Below are 18,949 nucleotides of genomic sequence, written 5' to 3'. Positions count from 1 at the left end.
TCGCAGGCCGTGCGCGAGATCCTCGAAAACGAAGGGATCGACGTGCAGCTCGACGCGAACTGCCTGAACGCGCGCCGCGACGGCGACGGCATCGTGGTCGGCCTCGACTGCGCGGGCGGCGGCCGCGAGGTCGCGGGCTCGCACCTGCTGCTCGCGGTCGGGCGCGTGCCGAACACCGACGATCTCGGGCTCGACCGCGCGGGCATCGCTACCGATGCGCGCGGCTACATCACCGTCGACGAGCAGTTGCGCACCAACGTGCCCGGCATCTGGGCGCTCGGCGACTGCAACGGACGCGGCGCATTCACGCACACCGCCTACAACGACTACGAGATCGTCGCGGCCAATCTGCTGGACGACGATCCGCGCAAGGTGTCCGACCGCATCACGGCCTACGCGATGTACATCGATCCGCCGCTCGGCCGCGTCGGCATGACGCTCGCGGAAGCGAAGCAGACGGGCCGCCGGCTGCTGGTCGGCACGCGCCCGATGACGCGCGTCGGCCGGGCGGTCGAGAAAGGCGAAAGCCAGGGCTTCATGAAGGTGATCGTCGATGCGGACAGCCATGCGATCCTCGGCGCGTCGATCCTCGGCGTGACCGGCGATGAAGTCGTGCACGGGATGCTCGACGTGATGACCGCCGGCGCGCCGTACACGACGATCAGCCGCGCGATGCATATCCACCCGACCGTGTCCGAGCTGGTGCCGACGCTGCTGCAGGATCTGCATCCGGTCGAATGACGCACGGCAGGCGGGCGGCCGCGCATCCGGTTCCATCGGTGTGCGAAGATGGCCGCTCGCCACGCCATCCGGGAACGCCATGGACCGCCTGCAAACGATGCAGATCTACGTACAGATCGTCGAACGCGGCAACTTCACGCAGGCCGCCGACGCGCTGCAACTGCATCGGCCGGCCGTCACGAAAGCCGTGCAGCAGCTCGAACAGGAGCTCGGCGTCCGATTGCTGAACCGCAGCACGCGCCGCGTCAGCGTGACGGCCGAAGGCGAGGCGTTTCATGCGCGCTGCGTGCAACTGCTCGCCGGCATCGACGATGCGTTCGCATCGTTCCCCAAGCAGCGCGCGGTGCCGAAAGGCCGGCTGCGGATCGACATTGCGCTCGCGCTCGCGAAGACGATCGTGATTCCGGCGCTGCCCGACTTCCAGCAGCGCTATCCGCAGATCGAACTCGTGCTCGGCGCGAGCGACCAGCCGGCCGACCTGATCGGCGAAGGCATCGACTGCGTGGTGCGGGTCGGAACGCTGAAGGATTCGAGCATGATCGCGCGCACCGTCGGCGCGGTGTCGATGGCCACGTGCGCGTCGCCCGCCTATATCGCGCGCCACGGTTTGCCGCGCACGCTCGACGATCTGCGGACGCATCGCGCGGTCAACTTCTTCACCGGCCACAACCGCCGCGTGCTCGAATGGACGTTCCGCCCGCACGGCGAAACCGTCGCGGTGAAGCTCGCGAGCAGCCTGCTCACCGACAACTCGGAAGCGCTGCTGTCGTGCGGGCTCGCGGGCCTCGGCATCGTGCACGCGTTGCGGCCCGCGTTGCAGCCGAGCATCGACTCGGGCCAGTTGATCGAGCTGCTGCCCGGCGTGCCGGCCGTGCCGAAGCCGGTGTCGGTGCTGTACCCGAACCGCGCGCATCTGCCCGACAAGGTGCGTGCGTTCATCGACTGGCTGACCGAACTGTTCGCGCGGCGTTATCCGGCGTAGCGGCGACCCGGTAACCGATCGAGCGCTCCAGGTACCGCGCCAGTTGCTCGCGGGAAAACGCCGGCTGCTCGATGCCGCTGCCTTCGAGAAATTCGATCACGTTGCGGCAGTCCCATACGTAATTGTTCTGATACAGCTCGGCCGTGCTCATGCCGTCGCGAATGTTGTCGTCGAACAGGCTCAATAGCGGATAGAGCGGCGCGTCGATATCCGTCTTCCACGCATCGAGCCATGCGCGGTACGGAACGACCCGGAACCGCATGCCGAAGTAGCGCTCCAGGCGCGAGAAGAATTCCTTCAGCGTCATGTCGGTCTCGGGCGAGTTGATCAGGTTGAACTTGCGGCCCAGCGCGGCCGGATCGCGCGAAATCCGCGCAATCGCCTTCGTCATGTAATCCACGCTCGTCAGCCCTTCGCGCAGGTCGTTCAGGTCGGGCACGGTGCCGAGCGCGATGCACGTCTTCACCAGCCGGCCCCACCATTGATAATCCGCGCTCACACCGGTCTCGCCATGAAACGTCGCGTAGCCGAGCCGAAAAGTCATCAGTGGCAGGCCGCGTTGTGCGGCTTGGTCGGCCATTTTCTCCATCACCCATTTGCTGCGCGTGTAGCCGATATCCTCGAGCACCGCCGGCAGGTTCTGGTCGATGTCGTCCGCTTCGGTCATCACGGTCTTGCCGGTGAAGCGATGCCCCCAGCTGTACACCGAGATCGTCGACAGCAGGATCAGCGCCTTGGTTCGCCGGTGTCCCGCGAAAGCAAGGATCTGCGTCAGGCCGTCCACGTTGATCTTCTTCATGTACGAATACGGCTGGATGAAATTGACCGCGCTCGCGGAGTGGTATACGACGTCGATTTCGTCGGCCAGCGCTGCATAGTCGTGCTCGCCCAGGCCGAAGCGCGCGTGCGTGACGTCCCCCGCCCACACGCGGATGCGCGATCGGTCGTCCGGGCCGAGGCTCACGTCGTACGCGCGCAGTTTTTCGTCGATCCGCGCGCGCGCCGCCGCCGCATCCGGCGCGCGCACCAGGCAATGCACGACCGCCGACGTCGTCGCGAGCAGCTCGGCCAGCAGATGGACGCCGACGAATCCCGTGGCGCCCGTCAGCAGGATCGTGCGCGGGGCCGCTAGCAACGCGTCGTCGAAGGGCCCGCTGAAATCCGCCTGCTCCGGCACGCGGATATCGTTCTCCAGCGCATACACCGGCTCGCGCTCGATCACGAGCGCCGTCGTCGCGGCACGCCGCTCGATCTCGCGTGCGAGCGCTTCCACCGACTGGTGCTCGTACACGTCCCGGATCAGCATCTTCGTCCCCACCGCATCCGACAGCGCCCTCGCGAGCTTCGCGGTCAACAGCGAATTGCCGCCGATGTCGAAGAACCGATCGGTCTTGCGAAACGACGCATGGCCGATCAACGCGGCGAATGCATCAGCGACGATCCGCTCGACGGCGGTGTACGGCTCATGCTCCGTCCGGTCGCGCGGCGCATCGCGGTAACGACGTTCAAGTGCGGCGCGATCGGTCTTGCCGTTCGCCGTCACCGGCACGTCGTCCAGCAGCACATGGCCGACCGGCCACATGTAATCGGGCAACGCTTGCCGCACGCTCGCCTTCAGCGCCTCGATCACCCGTGCAGGCGGCGCAACCGGATCGCGCGGCACGACGAACGCGACGAGTTCCGTCTCAGCGCTGGCCGCGTTGGGCAACGCCAGCACCACCGCCTTGCGTACCTCGCCGGATCGGACAAGCGCGGCCTGAATTTCGCTCAGCTCGACCAGATTGCCGCGAATCTTGACTTGATCGTCGAGACGCCCGAGGAACTGGATCGCGCCGTCGTTCAGCCAACGCCCGAGATCGCCCGTGTGATAGATGAGCCGATCCGTCTGCCGCGGATGCGGACGGAATTTCTCGCGCGTCAACGCAGGATTGCCCAGATAGCCACGCGCCAGGCCCGGGCCGCCGATACAGATCTCACCAACGTCGCTGCCCGTCACCGCTTCCCCGGCGTCGTTCAGGATCAGGATTTCCGTATCGCCGACCGGCCGCCCGATCGAAGCGGGACGGCCAAGCGTCGCGCTCGGCACGACGTGACACGTCGCGAAGATTGTCGCTTCGGTCGGCCCGTAGTAATCGATCACCGTGTAATGGACCCCGTCGGTATCGACCGGGCCCAGCTTTTCGCCGGCCGTGAACAGATACTTCAGCTTTAGATCCGCCGGCTGGCCGACACCGACCACATCGGCCACCATCACGGTGGGCACGTAGGCGTGCGTGATCCCGTGACGGGCAAGGAAAGCCACGAGCGCGTCCGCGTCGAGCCGCGTTTCGTCGTCCGGCAAGAACAGCGTCGCGCCCGCGCAAAGCGTCGACCAGATTTCCCACTGCGAGACATCGAAGCCGAGGGCCGCCATCAGCGTCGCGCGGCTCGCCGCATTCATCTCGAAGCGCGTGTTGTGCCAGTCGACGAGTGCCGCCACGGCGGCGTGTTCGACGATCACGCCTTTCGGCGCGCCGGCGGAGCCGGACGTGAAGATCACGTAGATCGCGCCGTCGCGTGCATCGGCGAGTGGCGGCGCGCACGCGTCGTCGTGCGCCGGCCGTCGTGCGGACAGCTCCGCCACGCTCGCAAACGGCATGGCCGCATCGCGAGGCGCCGCGCGTGTCGTCAATACCAGCGCGGCATTGCATTGCTGCAGGATGTAGTGTTTGCGGGCCGCCGGATAACGGTCGTCGATCGGCACATAGGTTGCACCGGCCTTCAGGATGCCGAGGATGCCGACGACGAATTCCGCGTTCCTCGACGCCTCGATCGGGACCAGGCTGCCGCTTCCGATTCCTCGCGCCTGCAACGCGCAGGCCACCGTGTCGCTCCGACTGTCCAGTTCCCGGTAACTCATGCGGGCGTGTTCCGACACCACGGCCGGCGCATCTCCGTCACGTGCCGCACGGAACCGGAATTTTTCGAGCACGTTCAATTGCATAGTCATCCTCTTTATTCCTCACGTCGACAAGCGTAAATCTCAATATAGAGCGGCGCGCATAAAAGGCAATTCACTGGTGAACGCCGTCAATGCAATGTCGTTGGGCACGAAGCGTGTCGTCACGCGCGGCGAAACGATGACGACGTTTGATGCATTCGACGCAGCATTCGACGATGTGCCGAGTGTCGCGATGCAAGTTGCCGAACCAGCGTAGTGCATCGAACCGCGCCCGGCCCCCGCGCTCGTTCATCCCTATTGTTATTCGTCAAATAACAATCAATGATCCGGCCGCGCGTTTATCCGGTGCGGGCGCCCGCCTACGATGCTGCTTCATCGACACCCGTTCATCGAAGGAGCGCTCCATGACCCGCATCGTTCGTTTCCACCGCATCGGCGGCCCCGAAGTCCTGCAGATCGACAGCGTCGACGTGCCCGCGCCGGGCCCCGACGATATCCAGCTACGCGTGAAAGCGATCGGCGTCAATCGCGCGGAAGTCATGTTCCGCAGCGGCCAATACACGTTCATGCCGCGCTTTCCGGCATCGCTCGGCTACGAGGCGTCGGGCGTGGTCGCGGCGGTCGGCCGCAACGTGACGGCGTTCGCGGAAGGCGACGCGGTGAGCGTCGTGCCGGCCTTCTCGTTCGCCGACTACGGGATGTACGGCGAAGTGGTCAACGTGCCCGCGCGTGCGGTGGTCAAGCACCCGGACAGCCTGTCGTTCGAGGAGGCGGCCGCGACGTGGATGATGTTCGTGACGGCCTACGGCGCGCTGATCGAACTTGGCGGGCTCCAGCGCGGCGAGGCGGTGCTGATCGGCGCCGCGTCGAGCAGCGTCGGGCAGGCCGCGATCCAGGTGGCGAATCGGGTCGGCGCGGTGCCGATCGCGCTGACGCGCGGCGAAGCGAAGCGCCAGGCGCTGCTCGACGCGGGCGCGAGGCACGTGATCGTCGGCAGCCCCGCCGACCTGCCGCGGCAGGTGGCGGAACTCACGGGCGGCATCGGCGCGCGCCTCGTGTTCGATCCGGTCGGCGGCCCCGATGCGGCGAACCTGCTGCGCGCGCTCGCCACCAACGGCACGTTCTTCCAGTACGGCGCGCTCGATACGCGCGACATCCCTGTGCCGCTGATGGACCTGCTCGCGCGCCACCTGACGCTGCGCGGCTACGAGCTGTTCGAGATCACCGGCGACGCGCAACGGCTCGAACGCGCGAAGCGCTTCATCGTCGACGGCCTCGCGGCCGGCACGCTGAAGCCGCGGATCGATCGTACGTTCACGTTCGACGACATCGCGGATGCGCACCGCTACATGGAAGCCGGTGCGCAGGTCGGGAAGATCGTCGTCACGGTTTGAGCCGTTGCCCGAGCCGCCCCCATGGCGAGCGGCGCGCGTCGCTCGTCAGCTTTCGAAATACTGCGGCCGGTCGATGTCGGCCAGCAACCCCGGCTGCGTCGGCGCCCAGCCGAGCGATGCCCGCGTGCGCTCGCTGGTTGCGGGCGCATCCATCCCCGCAAATCTCGCGAACCAGCCGAAGTGCTCGCCGGCTTCCGCCGCCGACTTCGCGACGACCGGCACGTTCAGCCGCCGCCCGATCACCTCGGCGATCTCGCGAAACGGCACGCCCGTATCGTCGACCGCGTGATAGCGCGCGCCGGCCGCGCCGCGCTCGATCGCGAGCCGATACACGCGCGCCGCGTCGAGCCGGTGCACGGCCGGCCAGCGGTTCGCACCGTCGCCGATGTATGCCGCCACCCCTTTCTCCCTAGCGAACGCAATCAGGCGCGGCACGAACGCGTGATCGCCGTCGCCGTGCACGGACGGCGGCAGCCGGACGACCGACGCGTGCACGCCGCGCGCTTCGAGCGCGACCGCCGTCGCTTCGGACGCACGCGGATAATTTTCCGACACCGGCACGTGCGGATCGTCCTCCGTCGCCGCGCGGCCGGGCGCGACGAGCGCCAGGCCCGACGTGACGATCAGCGGCCGCGCCGAGCCGACGAGCGCCGCACCGATCGTCTCGATCGCGCGGCGGTCGAGTTCGCAGTTCTGCGCGAAGCGCGAGAAGTCGTGATTGAATCCCGTGTGGATCACCGCATCGGCGGCTTCGGCGCCGCGCGTGAGGCTGTCGAGATCCTCGAGCGACCCGCGATGAACGTCGGCGCCCGCCGCGGCAACCGACGCCGCGGCCGCGTCGGACCGCGCCAGCCCGAGCACCGAATGCCCGGCGGCCACGAGCTCGGCCACGACGGCCGAGCCGACGAATCCCGATGCTCCCGTAACAAAGACACGCATGTTCAGCACCTCCGGATGAAATGGAGGCTTACTATCTGTCGAGCGCCGCTCGCGGTGAAGTCGTGACGGTTTACTGGTAAACGAACTAACAGGATATGGCTGACGCCCCCGACAACCTGCTCGGCGCGTACCTGCGGGACCGCCGCGAAAAACTCGACCCCGTCGCGCTCGGGCTGCCGGCGACGCGCCGCCGCACGCCGGGCCTGCGGCGCGAGGAAGTCGCGCAACGCGCGCACGTGAGCGCCGCGTGGTACACGTGGCTCGAACAGGGGCGCGGCGGCGCGCCGTCGGCCGACGTGCTCGACCGGCTCGCCCGCGCGCTGATGCTCAACGAGGCCGAACGCGAGCACCTGTTCCTGATCGGCCTCGGCCATCCGCCCGAGGTGCGCTATCACGCGCCGGCCGGCGTGACGCCGCGCCTGCAGCACGTGCTCGATTCGCTCGACGCGAGCCCCGCGATCATCCGCACCGCGACGTGGGACGTCGCCGCGTGGAACGACGCGGCGGCCGCGACGCTCACCGACTATGCGACGCTGCCGCCGGCCGCGCGCAACATCCTGCGGCTGATCTTCGTCGACGCGGGCGTGCGTTACGCGCAGCCGAACTGGGAGCGCGTCGCGCGATTCGCGGTCGGCGCGTTTCGTGCGGACATCGCGCGCAGTGGCGCGACGCAGGCGGTGCAGGCGTTCGTCGACGAGATGCGCGCGACGAGCGCCGAATTCGACGCGATGTGGCGCGACCACGATATCCGTACGCACGACGAAGGTACGAAGGAGATCCGCCATCCGCAAGCCGGCCGGATCGCGCTCGAATATTCGGCGTTCTCGGTCACCGGCAGCCCGGACCTGAGCCTCGTGATCTTCACGCCGGTGACGCCGGCCGATCGCGCGCGGATCCGGGAACTCGTCGCGGCCCGCGAACAGGCGCGCGCAACACAGGCGCCGGCTGCGTGACCTCACGCGACTTTCCCGGGAACCTGTTTCAGGACGATACGTATCAGCGGATCACGAGGCAGACCTCGTCGTTCGATATCCGCCACTGACGAACGCGGGCGGAAAACGCAAAGGGGCGTCGCGCACGAATGCGCGACGCCCCTTTGTTCCTTCACGGAAAAGCGCCGGCTACGCGGCGCGCTGCAGCAGATCCGTGGCGAACGACTTCGCATGCGCGACGGCTTCTTGCGCGTCGCCGAATACGCCGAGCTGATCCCAGTGCTCCTCGGCCGCGTAGGTGCCTTTCACGGCGAGCGCCCGCTGGACGCTCAACTGCGCCGCGTATCGGCCGTCGTCCAGCGGCCGGGCCGTCGCGACCACCTTGTGCGGCGGGCTCGCCCGCTCCGGCTGAACCAGCTCGACAGGGCCGCTGAGCGTGCCGATGTTCATCAACTCGTTTCTGGTGTTGCAGTCCGGGCAGTAGAAGCACCAGCCGGCGCCCTCCTGATGGTGCCTGACCTGCCCGCGAGCCAGCACGGCACGACATTCAACGTTTTCGCAGATGAACGGCATCGCAGTCTCCGGAGTTGTTTGACGGAAATCCTAGCATGTCCGACGGCGGTCAACCATCGGCATCCGCATGATTGCCGCACTGGCAGTTTCGGCTGGTTACGGAGGCCCGGTCAGCCAAGCGTCGGCGCCTTTCGCTGCGCTGCAAAATCGGCGCTTTTTCCCGCATCGGGAAGCCGCCTGCACGACCGCGACGGTCGCCGGTTGGCAGGCGACGAAGCGGCTGCTCGACATCACCCGGGATAAACTGTCGGCCCGATACCGAACCGAGAGAAGCGTCATGTTGATCCGCGTTGCGACCCTGGCCGACGCCGTCCCGCTTGCCGAATTGAAGCGCGATACGTTTCGCGAAACCTTTCTGCAGGACGGATTCGGCATCGACTACCCGCCGCACGATCTGGCCGAATACGAAACCCGGACTTACTCGGTGGCAGCGATCACCGGACAGCTCACCGACCCGCAGTGCCGCACGTGGGTAGCAGAAGGCGACGACGGCACGCTGGTCGGATATGCACACGCGGGGCCGTGCAAGCTTCCGCATCCGGACGTGGCGGACGGCTCGGGCGAAATCCATCAGATCTACCTTCGACGCGGCACACAAGGTACCGGCGCCGGACGGGCGTTGTTCGACGCCGCGCTCGAGTATCTTGCCGCGACGCGCCCCGGCCCGGTATGGCTGGGCGTGTGGTCGGGCAATGCGAAGGCCATCGCGTTCTACGAGAAGGCGGGCTTCAAGCGTGTCGGCACGTACGATTTCAAGGTCGGCGAATCGACCGATCTGGAGTTCATCTACCGTCGGTGAGCATCGCTTTCCGTCGGCATCGCATCAGCACGGCGCAAACGAATACAGTCGATCGACGGCGGCGTAAACGACGTTTTTCCCTCGTTTCGAGTCAAACGACACAATTCGAGGGTTCCCGGTAAAATTCGCCATTCCGGGGTTCTCGATCAATTGCTTCGTCATGCATCGCATTGGATTTTTCGTTTGCCGCGGCTACGACGCGCTCGATCTGGGCGGCCCGTTGTCGGCCTTCAATCAGGTGGCCACGGCCGCCGGCCATACACCCTACGATCTTCACGTCATCTCGCCCACCGGCGGCCCGATTCCCGGCAATACCGGCCTTTCGATCGACACGAAGCCGGTCGGACGGCGCGCGTTCGACACCATCGTGTTCGTCGGCGGCGATATCGCGCCGATGCAGACTTCGGAAAACATCGCCGCGGCCAGCAAGCTGGCCGCCAAGGCGTCGCGAGTGGCCAGCGTGTGTACAGGCGCATTTCTGCTGGCGGAAACCGGCTCGCTCGACGGTTTGAGAGCCGCGACGCACTGGCGATACGCGGCGCAGTTGCAGTCGCGCTTCCCTCGCACGCGGGTCGACGGCGACAGTATCTATGTGGTCGATGGCCGCGTCTGGACATCGGCAGGCATCGCCTCCGGCATCGACCTGGCGCTCGGCATGATCGAACGGGACATGAGCGCGGAGATCGCGCGCGAGGTCTCGCGGCTGCTGGTCGTGCCGTATCGGCGGCCCGGCGGGCAGTCGCAATTCTCGGCGATGTCGCAGATGGAGCCGGAATCGGATCGCATCCGCATCGCACTGAATTTCGCCCGCGAACACCTGGCCGAAGCGTTGCCGGTCGAACGGCTCGCCGATGCAGCAAGCTTGAGCGTGCGACAGTTCGGGCGCGCATTTCGCCGGGAAACCGGCGAAACGCCGGCGCGGGCGGTCGAGCGCTTGCGCGTCGAAGCGGCGAGGCTGCGCCTGCAGGGCGGCAGCGAACCGATCGAACAGATTGCGCTGGCGGTGGGATTCACCGATCCGGAGCGGATGCGCCGAGCCTTCATCAAGCTGCTCGGACACCCGCCGCAAGCGATTCGGCGCGAGAGCAGGTCGAACGCAGCACGCTGATCGAACGCCTGACGATCAATGCGCTGCGTGGTCGACGTCCCGCTAACGGCTGAAAGGCGCGCGCGTAGCGTGACCACGCAACGCGCCATTTCGCCGGACGTCGATGGCCGTCAGTCCTTGACGGGCGGGTAAGCGTTCCACATGTCGCGATGCAGCTTCCACGTGCCGCCCTGCTTCAGGAACACGAGCGTCTGCTTCGCGCGGATCTTGAGCTTTCCGTCACCGTCGCGAACCTCCACATCCGATACCTCCGTCACGACCCGGTCGTTACCGTAGAACTCGTCATTGCTGAACGAGACGGTGCCGGGCTTCGATCCGGCATACCCGCTGGTGAAGTACTCGGTGATCGCGCGGCGCCCGGTGACCTTGTCGCCGCCCGGCGGCAAGAGCGCGCCGTCGTCGGTATAGAGGCGGCCGATCGCGTCGTAGTCCCCTCGCGCAAAGGCATCCGCCCACCGTGCGTTTTCGGCCTTGATCGCCGCTTCGGGCAGGCGTTGCGCACCACCGGCGACAGCCGGCGCCGTGAATGCAAAAAAGGACACGCACGCTGCAAGCGCAGCCGTACAAAGATGAATCCGTCGCATCGTATGATTTCCGAATCGGGTTTGAATTGAAGAGGCGGCGACCCTGTACGCGTCGCCGGCCAGCGTGTCAGCGGACGCCGGGAACGCGTGCGAGTCCCTTCGACGCGCCGGGCAGTTTCTTGTCGACCATCGCGACGAGTTCGGGTCGCGCCTCTCTCGGATGACCGGAGTGGAACGGCGGATCGGGATCGTATTCGACGACGAGCTGCGTGTATTCGGCGGCCTGCTGGCCGCGCAGCTTCGCCGCCACGCGCAGCGCGAAATCGATGCCCGCCGTCACCCCGCCGCCGCTCATGAAGCGGCCGTCGTCGTCTTCGACGAAGCGATCAGGAACGGGAATCGCACCGTATTCGGCCAGCTTGTTGACGAACGCCCAATGGCACGCGCTGCGCTTGCCATCTAGCACGCCCGTCGCGGCAAGCACGAGCGAGCCGTTGCACACCGACGTCACGTGTTTGGCGCTTTCCGCCAGACGCCGGATCTGCGTCTGATACGCCGGACGCATCGGCGCCGACAAATCGGACCCGCCAGGCACGAGGATCACGTCGGTCCGGTCGATATCGGCCAGCCGTTCGGTCTTCCCGTACACCACGCCGAATTCGAGCGTCACGTTGCCGCCGTCGAGGCTCGCGTAGCGAACGTTCGTATTCGGCAGCCGGTGGAAGATCTCGCTCGGGCCCGCGAAGTCGAGCAGCGTGCCGCCGTCGTAATTGACGATCAGGATGTTGAGCGGCTCGGTCGGCGCAAGCAGCGCTGCGCTGCCCGTCGGCGCCGGCGCAGGCGCGGCGTGCCCGAGCAACGCGCTGCCGCCCAGCACGGCGCCGAGGGTGGCGGCGCTGCCGAACTTCAGGGCATCGCGGCGCGAACGGCCTGCCCGCGTGAGTTGCCCGCCCGGGGCATGATTGTCGCTACTGTCGGTCAAGATGATGCTCCTTGCACTTCGGCCCATGGGCGAGCGCGACCACGCCGGGCCGGATCGAATAACCGCCACCGCGAACGGCGTGGCGGACGTCAAATCGGTATGGGGATGAGCCGGGATGACGTGCCGGACTCAGGAAGCGTGCAGCGCAGGCTCAAAGCTGCGACGCCCCGCCATCGACCACCAGCTCGGTGCCGACGACGAACGACGATTCGTCGCTGGCAAGATAGAGCGCCGCGTACGCGATGTCGTCGGCGTGGCCCATGCGGCCCACCGGAATCGCTTCGGCGAATTCGGCCTTGCGGTCGCGTACCCATTCGTCGGGCTTGCCCCACTTCGAAAGCAGCGGCGTATCGATCGCGCCGGGCGCGATCGCGTTGAAGCGGATTTTCCGGTCGAGAAATTCGTACGACCAGCTGCGGGCCAGCGAGCGCACGGCGGCCTTCGCCGCGGCGGTCAGCGAGATGCCGTGCTTGCCGGTCTGCGCGACGAACGAGGTATTGAGGATCACCGAAGAACCTTCGCGCAAGTACGGCAGCGCCGCTTGAAGCGTGAACACCACGCCCTTGACGTTGACGTCCATGATGTCGTTGTACAGCGTGTCGTCGATGTCGTTGACGGCGGACGGGAAAGCCCAGCCGGCATTGGCGAATACCACGTCGAGACCGCCGAACCTCTCGTCAACCTCGCCGGCAATCGCGCGCATGTCGTCGAGCGACCGCACATCGCCCTTGAGCACGACCGCATGCTCGCCGAGCTCCGCCTTCACGCGCTCGAATACGCTTTCGTCGCGCCCCGTCACCGCGACGCGCGCGCCTTCTGAAATGAACAGCTTCGCGGTGGCCAGACCGATGCCGCTGGTGCCGCCCGTGATCAACGCCGATTTGCTCTTGAGTCGCATCTTCCGTTCCTTTTCATGTCGTGGTTGACCAGGCCGGATACGCGACGCGTCATCGCGTTTGCGTGCGGGTTCCGGCTCGATCGTTCATGTGAAGTATGGAACGGGACGTAAATGGCTCAAAGGTCGTATAACCCTCGAAAAGCGTCATCTGCTGCGCGTGGCTGCGGCGGTGAAACAGATCATTTGCGGTACGGCAGTTGCGTTACGATGCACGTCATCCCCAACTCCGCAGACGCAGAAGGACATGAGAAATCGTCACGTCAAGGCAAGCGTCGTAGACGTTGCGCTTTTCGCGATCGCAGCCGCCCCACTCATTGCCCATGCAGCACCGCCTCAGCAGATCAACGCGCCGAGCTACGACACCTACAAGTCATGGCTGGTTGCCTGCGACAACGGCCTGACTTGTGAGGCGAAGGGTTTCGCGAGCGGTGGTGAAACCGGCATGGACTTGCGCTTCATTCGCGCGGCCGGACCGGACGGCTCACTTGAAGCGCGCCTGAGTGGCGGCCCCGACATCGATCTCGATGACCTGCGTGTCGACGGCGCGCCATTGCGGCTGGAAGCTTCGGCGTGGCACCTGAACACCGATCGCATCGACAATCAGACGACGTTGTCGACAACCCGCCCGGCCGCCATAGCCGCCTTCGTGTCCCGGCTTCGCAACGGCAAGAAGCTGCAGATCGGTTCGGATGCGAGCGCTTATATTCCGCTCGACGGCATGGTAGCCGCCCTCTTGCGCATCGACGATCGGCAGGGGCGCATCGGCGGTGTGACCGCATTGATCCGCAAAGGCCTCGCCCCCGCATCGCAGGTCGCACCCGCCCCTTCGTTGCCGGTCGTGCCGACACGGAAGATCGCTCCGCAATTGTCCGATCGAGAGGCAGCAACCCTGATCGCACGCGCGAAACGTATCCGGGACGCCAGTGACTGCGACGAGAATGCGCCGAAGTATCTCGAAGAAGCGGCGTATGCCCTTGATGCACGAAAGGCGCTGGTATTTCTTCCGTGCATTCAGGGCGCCTACCAGGGATCGTCCCATGTGTTCATCGCCCAGCGCACGGGTAACGTAGCGCCAGAGCCCGTCAAGCTGAGCGATCCAGGCGGAGGTGTTCTGGATAACCTGTTTTTCGAACCGGGCTTTGATCCGGCTACCGGCACCTTGTCGACTTTCGGCAAAGGGCGCGGGCTGGCCGATTGCGGGTTTCGCACCGAATGGATCTGGGATGGCCAGGCATTTCAGTTGTCGTCGTCGGCCCGGCAGGAAACGTGTGGTGGTGCTGAACCGGGTGACTGGCCCACACTCTATCGGTCGCGACGGAAGTAAGGTGGCCATCGGCTGCGGTAACGGGCCCCGGCGCGCGCTGGCACGGCCCCGCGCGCCCCGACCATCATTTGCGGGAGTGATGACACTCCCCTTTTTCTGCGGATTTGACCGGGGAGCGGCGGGCCGACAACACTAGCCCGCAGTGCCGTACGAGACGGCACGCGCCCGCCTCCCCCTTCAGAGTTCCGCCATGTACCCGACCGACACCGTGCAATCCCCGAGCGCCGTCCGGCCGCTCGCCGACCGGCAACTGCGCCGGATCGTCATCGCCTCCGTCGCCGGCAACGCGATGGAGTGGTACGACTTCTTCGTGTATGGCACGGCCGCGGCGCTGGTGTTCGGCCACGTGTTCTTCCCGCCCGGCGCATCGCCGCTCGCCGGCAGCCTCGCCGCATTCGCGGCGTTCGCGCTCGGCTTCATCGCGCGGCCGCTCGGCGGGATCGTGTTCGGCCACGTCGGCGATCGCTACGGGCGCAAGGCATCGCTCGTCTGGACGCTGCTGATCATGGGCGCGTCGACCTTCGCGATCGGCCTGCTGCCGACCTATGCGCAGGTCGGCCTGTGGGCGCCGGCCGCGCTCGTCGTGCTGCGCCTGCTGCAAGGCATCGCGTCCGGCGGCGAATGGGGCGGCGGCGTGCTGATGATCAGCGAGAACGCGCCGCCCGAGCAGCGCGGCTACTACGCGGCGTGGAGCCAGCTCGGCGTGGGCGGCGGCTTCGTGCTGTCGGCGGCCGCGTTTCTCGCCGCGCAGGCGCTGCCGGACGACGCGTTCCGCACGTGGGGCTGGCGGCTGCCGTTCCTCGCGAGCGTCGCGATCTTCGCGATCGGCATCTATATCCGCCGCCATCTGCCGGAAAGCCGCGACTTCGAGCAGGCCGGCAAGCGCGGCGCACACGCACATTTGCCGATCGTCGAGTGCATCCGCCGCCACCCGAAGGAAATCCTGCTCGCGATGGGGCTGCGCGTGGCCGAGAACGGCGGCGCGTACATCTTCCTCGCGTTCTCGCTCGTCTACGGAAAATATCTCGGGATTCCGAACGGCACGATGCTGACCGGCGTGATGATCGCGATGATCGTCGAGATGGGCGCGATGCTCGCCTGGGGCCGGCTGTCCGACCGGATCGGCCGCAAACCGGTGTACCTGATCGGCGCGCTGAGCCTCGTCGCGTGCGCGTTTCCGTTCTTCTGGCTGCTCGATACGCGCGTGACGCCGCTCGTATGGCTCGCGTTGACGATCGGCACGGCGGTGAGCCACGGCGCGATGATCGGCACGCTGCCCGCGCTCGTCGGCGAGCTGTTCAGCACCGAGGTGCGCTATTCGGGCGTCGCGCTCGGTCACGAAGTCGCGTCGATCTTCGCGGGCGGGATGTCGCCGCTGATCGCGACCGCATTGCTCGCGCGCTATCACGCGTCGTGGCCGGTGTCGCTGTTCCTGATCGCGCTCGGCCTCGTCACGGTCGCGACGCTGTGCGTGATGCGCGAGACGCGCACCCCGCCCGCCGACGGTTCGCGCGGCGACCCGGCATGAGCGCGCGCCGCTCAGCGCCCGGCGTCGCGCCGCGCGCTGTCGAACGCCGGCGCCAGCCCGAGATGGTCGAGCAGCCGCGCGAATTCGCCGAGCCGCTGCCGCATGTACGCGGGCACGTCGACTGCCGCATAGTCGTGGAAGCCGGCACCCGTGCGCACGCCGTCGCGCCCGGCTTCCATGTTGCGCACGACGCTCGCTGCCGGCGCGAAGCGCGGGCCGATCTCGCCGGCCAGGTACCGCGACGCGTAGTACAGGATGTCGCAGCCGCCCCAGTCGATGAATTCGAGCAGCCCGAGCACCGCGAAGCGCGGGCCGAAGCCGGTGCGGATCGCGGTGTCGATGTCCTCGGCGCTGGCCACGCCTTCCTCGACCATCCGCGCGGCCTCGTTCATCGCGAGCGCCTGGATGCGCGGGACGATATAGCCGGGTGCCGGTCCGCAGATCACCGGCTTCTTGCCCACGCGTTCGAGCAGCGCCGCGAGCGCGTCGACGACGGCTTGATCCGTTGCGTCGCTGCGGCTCACCTCGACGAGCGGCATCAGCAGCGCGGGGTTCAGCCAGTGCGCGTTCAGCATCCGCGCCGGGTGCGCGACGTGGCGCTGCAATTCGGTGACGACGAACGTCGACGTGGTCGACGCGATCGTTGCATGCGCATCGACGTGTCGACCAAGCCAGCGCAACGCGTTGGCCTTTGCTTCGAGCACTTCGGGCAGCGCTTCGAACACGATGTCGGCATCGCGCACCGCGTCCGCCGCGCCCTCCCGCGCCACCAGCGCGATTCGCGCGACGACGGCGTCGGCCTGCACGGCATCGATGCGGCCCAGCGCGACCTGCGCATGCAGCGGCCGGGCGATCTCGTTGCGCGTGCGATCGTCGAACGCGCGCCAGCCGGCCGCATCGCGCGGCTTGAAGTCGATCAGCGTCACGTCGAGGCCCGCGAACGCGAACACGAGCGCGATGCCCTGCCCCATGCGTCCCGCGCCGAGCACGTGGATGCGCGTCACATCGGCGGCCGCCTTCATGCCGAATACCCCGCGTCGAGCAGCGCGCGCAGCGCATCCTTCGACAGCGCCGCGAACCCGAGCCGCTCCAGCGTGCGCCCTTCCGCATACAGGTCGCGCACCGCGACCGCGCTCGCGATGCTCAGCAGCCCCTGCGCGACGGGCGTCGGCACGCCGGCCCAGCGCCCGCACGACACGATGAACGACAGCCCGAGCCGGGTGTCCTCGAGCATGTAGCGATGCGTGCGCAGATCGATCTTCTCGCGCCAGTCGCCGCTATCGGTCAGCTTGCCGTGCGCGCCGCGCCCGTACATCCACTCGTCGCCGTCGGTCGCGTAGTGATCGGCGAGCGGGAAATGCGGCGCGCGGTAGCCGAGCGCTTCGCGCACCGCGATGCGTTCGGCGTCGAGCGCGTTCGTCACGCGGCGGATCGACGGCTGCGTGCCTTCGTTGTGGATGTCCCACGCGTCGAAGTGTTCGAGCGGCCCGGCGTTCATCAGGATCAGCGGCGGATGGATCACGGGGCCCGCGTTCATCAGCGCGCCGGACAACGCATCCTCGACCGGCTCGACCGACGGATAGCCGGCGCGCAGCACGTCGAACGCCCAGCCGGCCGCGTTCGACGGCCACACGCCGGTCGGCAGGCGCGTCGCGTATGCGCTGATCACGACGTCGTTGTCGCCATGCTTGCGCACCAGGTACGGCAGCGTGCCGGTTTCGGCGAACGCGACGCCCGAACGGTTGCCGGCGTCGGCGGCCGCGCGGGCGAACACGACGCTGCCGAACGTGCCGGGCGGCAGGAACACGACCTGGCCGTCCTCCAGCAGCGGCGCGACCTGCGCGGCGAGCGCGTCGTGCGACGTAGCCGGCAGCGGCACCACGACGAGCCGCGCGCCGCGCAGCGCGGCGGCGAGATCGTCGGTCAGGCGGATCGCGCCCGGCGCATCGCCGAGCGGCACCGCCCGCTTGCCGCGATAGTCGGTGACGTTCAGCACGCCAAGCTCGCGCAGCCGCGCATGCGGCTCGCGATCGCGCCGCCACCACGTCACGTCGTGGCCTTTTTCGAGCAGGTCGATGGCCGCCGCATGGCAGCCGTGGCCGCCGCCCAGAACACATACCTTCATCGTTTTCTCCCGGTGATCGAGTATGTCCGAGACTACGCGGGCACTTGCACCGCGTCGCTTCAAAACGCGCAACGACGCGCCCGTTCGCGCAACGCAATCGCGGTGCGGCGGATGCCGCCGCGCCCCTGCATCCGCCACGAGGTCTACGAATGGACATCGCCCTTTCCCGCCATGCGCCGAACCGGCTCGGCACGCTACAGGCGCCCGACGAAGTCGAACGCGCGGTCGCGCACCGGCTCGGGCCGCACCGGATGACCGCGTCCGGCCGCGATCCGTTTCACGCGGAGCTGTACGAGGTGCCGCTGCATCACGGCGCACTGCTCGAACTCTGCTACGGCCGCGCAACGCGCATCGAGTTCGGCGACGACGCCGATCACTTCCTGTTCCGGCTGACGCTCGCCGGTGCGTGCGAGTTGCAGGCCGGCAGCGTCGTCGCGCGCGCCGGCCCCGGCGCGCTGACCGTATCGTCGCCTGCGCTCCCGAGCCGTCTGCGCACGAGCCCCGATTGCCGCAACCTCGTGCTGCGGCTCGAACGCGGCGCGCTCGAGCGCAAGTTGCAGGACATGCTGCAGGCGACGCTCACGCGGCCGCTGCAATTCGACCTCGCGGCCGGCGGCGCGGGTGCGGGCGCCGCGCTCGTACGGCCGACCTTCGAATACCTGTGCCGGCTCGGCGCGCAGCCGGGCATCGGCGCGGCGTCGCCGGTGTTCGGCGCCGACCTCACCGCGTGGCTGATGTCGCTGCTGCTCACGCACCTGCCGCATTCGTACAGCGACGCGCTGCGACGCGGCACGCCGCCGCTGCCCGCGCACGTGCGCCGTGCGTGCGCTCACGTCGATGCGCATCTCGGCGAACCGCTCGCGCTCGCCGCGCTGGCGGCCGTCGCCGGGGTCGCGCCGCGCACGCTGCAACATGCGTTCCGCGCGTTCCTGCACACCTCGCCGGCCGCGTACGTGCGCGAGCGCCGGCTCGCCGCCGTACACGCGGCGCTACAGCGCGGCAACGCGCGCAGCGTGACCGACGTATTGATCGCGCACGGCATCCATGGCTTCGGCCATTTCGCGAAGGCGTATGCACGGCGTTACGGCCACGCGCCTTCCGTCACTGCGAGGCAGACACGATGACGCTCTCCGCTCCCGGCCGCCCCGCGGCCCCCGCC

Annotated in this window: 18 protein-coding genes; 10 read left to right on the top strand and 8 right to left on the bottom strand. The window is 67.5% G+C overall.

From position 1 onward, the window contains the following. Together H3O04_RS23525 and H3O04_RS23520 are read left to right on the top strand one after the other, a co-directional pair. On the top strand, nt 1-741 hold a 741-nt coding region (locus tag H3O04_RS23525), incomplete at its 5' end, for an FAD-dependent oxidoreductase (RefSeq protein ID WP_202588544.1). Nucleotides 742-820: 79 nt separating this feature from the next. Beyond that, nucleotides 821-1,723: a LysR family transcriptional regulator gene (locus H3O04_RS23520; RefSeq protein ID WP_202588543.1), complete on the top strand. Its 903-nt coding sequence runs from the start codon at nt 821-823 to the stop codon at nt 1,721-1,723. Here the strand turns inward: H3O04_RS23520 and H3O04_RS23515 are convergent. Further along, entirely contained in the window at nt 1,677-4,706 is a 3,030-nt protein-coding gene (locus H3O04_RS23515) for a non-ribosomal peptide synthetase (RefSeq protein ID WP_272929892.1), read from the bottom strand. The genes H3O04_RS23520 and H3O04_RS23515 overlap by 47 nt on opposite strands. Nucleotides 4,707-4,782: 76 nt before the next feature. Here H3O04_RS23515 and H3O04_RS23510 point away from each other — a divergent pair, with 76 nt between their 5' ends. Both H3O04_RS23510 and H3O04_RS23505 read left to right on the top strand, forming a co-directional pair. Then, nucleotides 4,783-4,920: a hypothetical protein gene (locus tag H3O04_RS23510; RefSeq protein ID WP_202588541.1), complete on the top strand. Its 138-nt coding sequence runs from the start codon at nt 4,783-4,785 to the stop codon at nt 4,918-4,920. A gap of 148 nt (nt 4,921-5,068) precedes the next feature. Further along, nucleotides 5,069-6,058, top strand: a complete 990-nt coding sequence (locus H3O04_RS23505) for a zinc-dependent alcohol dehydrogenase family protein (RefSeq protein ID WP_202588540.1) — start codon at nt 5,069-5,071, stop codon at nt 6,056-6,058. Between the two features lie 45 nt (nt 6,059-6,103). Here the strand turns inward: H3O04_RS23505 and H3O04_RS23500 are convergent, their stop codons facing one another. Next, the gene (locus H3O04_RS23500) at nt 6,104-6,997 is read right to left on the bottom strand and encodes an SDR family oxidoreductase (RefSeq protein ID WP_074806602.1); all 894 of its coding nucleotides are present in this window, start codon (nt 6,995-6,997) and stop codon (nt 6,104-6,106) included. A 95-nt stretch (nt 6,998-7,092) separates the two neighbouring features. Between H3O04_RS23500 and H3O04_RS23495 the strand changes: the two genes are divergently transcribed. Then, nucleotides 7,093-7,950, top strand: coding sequence for a helix-turn-helix transcriptional regulator (locus H3O04_RS23495; protein WP_202588539.1), 858 nt, complete (start codon nt 7,093-7,095; stop codon nt 7,948-7,950). A gap of 168 nt (nt 7,951-8,118) precedes the next feature. Here H3O04_RS23495 and H3O04_RS23490 read toward each other — a convergent pair whose 3' ends face one another. Further along, nucleotides 8,119-8,502 carry a hypothetical protein gene (locus tag H3O04_RS23490; RefSeq protein ID WP_011548356.1) on the bottom strand — a complete coding sequence of 128 codons (384 nt, stop codon included), beginning with the start codon at nt 8,500-8,502 and terminating at the stop codon, nt 8,119-8,121. A 67-nt stretch (nt 8,503-8,569) separates the two neighbouring features. On the opposite strand from H3O04_RS23490, the gene H3O04_RS23485 reads away from it, so the two are divergent. Beyond that, nucleotides 8,570-9,301 carry a GNAT family N-acetyltransferase gene (locus H3O04_RS23485; RefSeq protein WP_237666394.1) on the top strand — a complete coding sequence of 244 codons (732 nt, stop codon included), beginning with the start codon at nt 8,570-8,572 and terminating at the stop codon, nt 9,299-9,301. Nucleotides 9,302-9,461: 160 nt separating this feature from the next. After that, nucleotides 9,462-10,409 carry a GlxA family transcriptional regulator gene (locus H3O04_RS23480; RefSeq protein WP_027805834.1) on the top strand — a complete coding sequence of 316 codons (948 nt, stop codon included), beginning with the start codon at nt 9,462-9,464 and terminating at the stop codon, nt 10,407-10,409. Nucleotides 10,410-10,519: 110 nt separating this feature from the next. Here the strand turns inward: H3O04_RS23480 and H3O04_RS23475 are convergent, their stop codons facing one another. The 3 genes from H3O04_RS23475 to H3O04_RS23465 all read right to left on the bottom strand — a co-directional run bounded on the left by H3O04_RS23475 (nt 10,520) and on the right by H3O04_RS23465 (nt 12,813). Further along, complete coding sequence (locus H3O04_RS23475; protein WP_202588538.1) at nt 10,520-10,993, bottom strand: YybH family protein; 474 nt, start codon at nt 10,991-10,993, stop codon at nt 10,520-10,522. Between the two features lie 67 nt (nt 10,994-11,060). Then, the gene (locus H3O04_RS23470) at nt 11,061-11,915 is read right to left on the bottom strand and encodes a DJ-1/PfpI family protein (protein WP_202588537.1); all 855 of its coding nucleotides are present in this window, start codon (nt 11,913-11,915) and stop codon (nt 11,061-11,063) included. 151 nt (nt 11,916-12,066) lie between these two features. After that, entirely contained in the window at nt 12,067-12,813 is a 747-nt protein-coding gene (locus H3O04_RS23465; protein WP_202588536.1) for an SDR family oxidoreductase, read from the bottom strand. 244 nt (nt 12,814-13,057) lie between these two features. Here H3O04_RS23465 and H3O04_RS23460 point away from each other — a divergent pair, with 244 nt between their 5' ends. Beyond that, entirely contained in the window at nt 13,058-14,137 is a 1,080-nt protein-coding gene (locus H3O04_RS23460) for a DUF1176 domain-containing protein (RefSeq protein WP_202588535.1), read from the top strand. A 190-nt stretch (nt 14,138-14,327) separates the two neighbouring features. Then, complete coding sequence (locus H3O04_RS23455) at nt 14,328-15,665, top strand: MFS transporter (protein ID WP_202588534.1); 1,338 nt, start codon at nt 14,328-14,330, stop codon at nt 15,663-15,665. An 11-nt stretch (nt 15,666-15,676) separates the two neighbouring features. On the opposite strand, the gene H3O04_RS23450 is transcribed toward H3O04_RS23455, so the two are convergent. Further along, entirely contained in the window at nt 15,677-16,687 is a 1,011-nt protein-coding gene (locus H3O04_RS23450; RefSeq protein ID WP_202588533.1) for a 3-hydroxybutyryl-CoA dehydrogenase, read from the bottom strand. Further along, nucleotides 16,684-17,790 carry an NAD/NADP-dependent octopine/nopaline dehydrogenase family protein gene (locus H3O04_RS23445; protein ID WP_202588532.1) on the bottom strand — a complete coding sequence of 369 codons (1,107 nt, stop codon included), beginning with the start codon at nt 17,788-17,790 and terminating at the stop codon, nt 16,684-16,686. The genes H3O04_RS23450 and H3O04_RS23445 overlap by 4 nt, the downstream gene beginning before the upstream one ends. 149 nt (nt 17,791-17,939) lie before the next feature. Between H3O04_RS23445 and H3O04_RS23440 the strand changes: the two genes are divergently transcribed. Then, nucleotides 17,940-18,914 carry an AraC family transcriptional regulator gene (locus tag H3O04_RS23440; protein ID WP_202588531.1) on the top strand — a complete coding sequence of 325 codons (975 nt, stop codon included), beginning with the start codon at nt 17,940-17,942 and terminating at the stop codon, nt 18,912-18,914. Nucleotides 18,915-18,949 lie beyond the last annotated feature (35 nt).

The sequence above is a fragment of the Burkholderia sp. KCJ3K979 genome (assembly GCF_016759955.1).
Taxonomy (GTDB): domain Bacteria; phylum Pseudomonadota; class Gammaproteobacteria; order Burkholderiales; family Burkholderiaceae; genus Burkholderia; species Burkholderia orbicola.
Note: the sequence above shows the minus strand (reverse complement) of the source record. Positions and strands in the feature narration are given on the sequence as shown.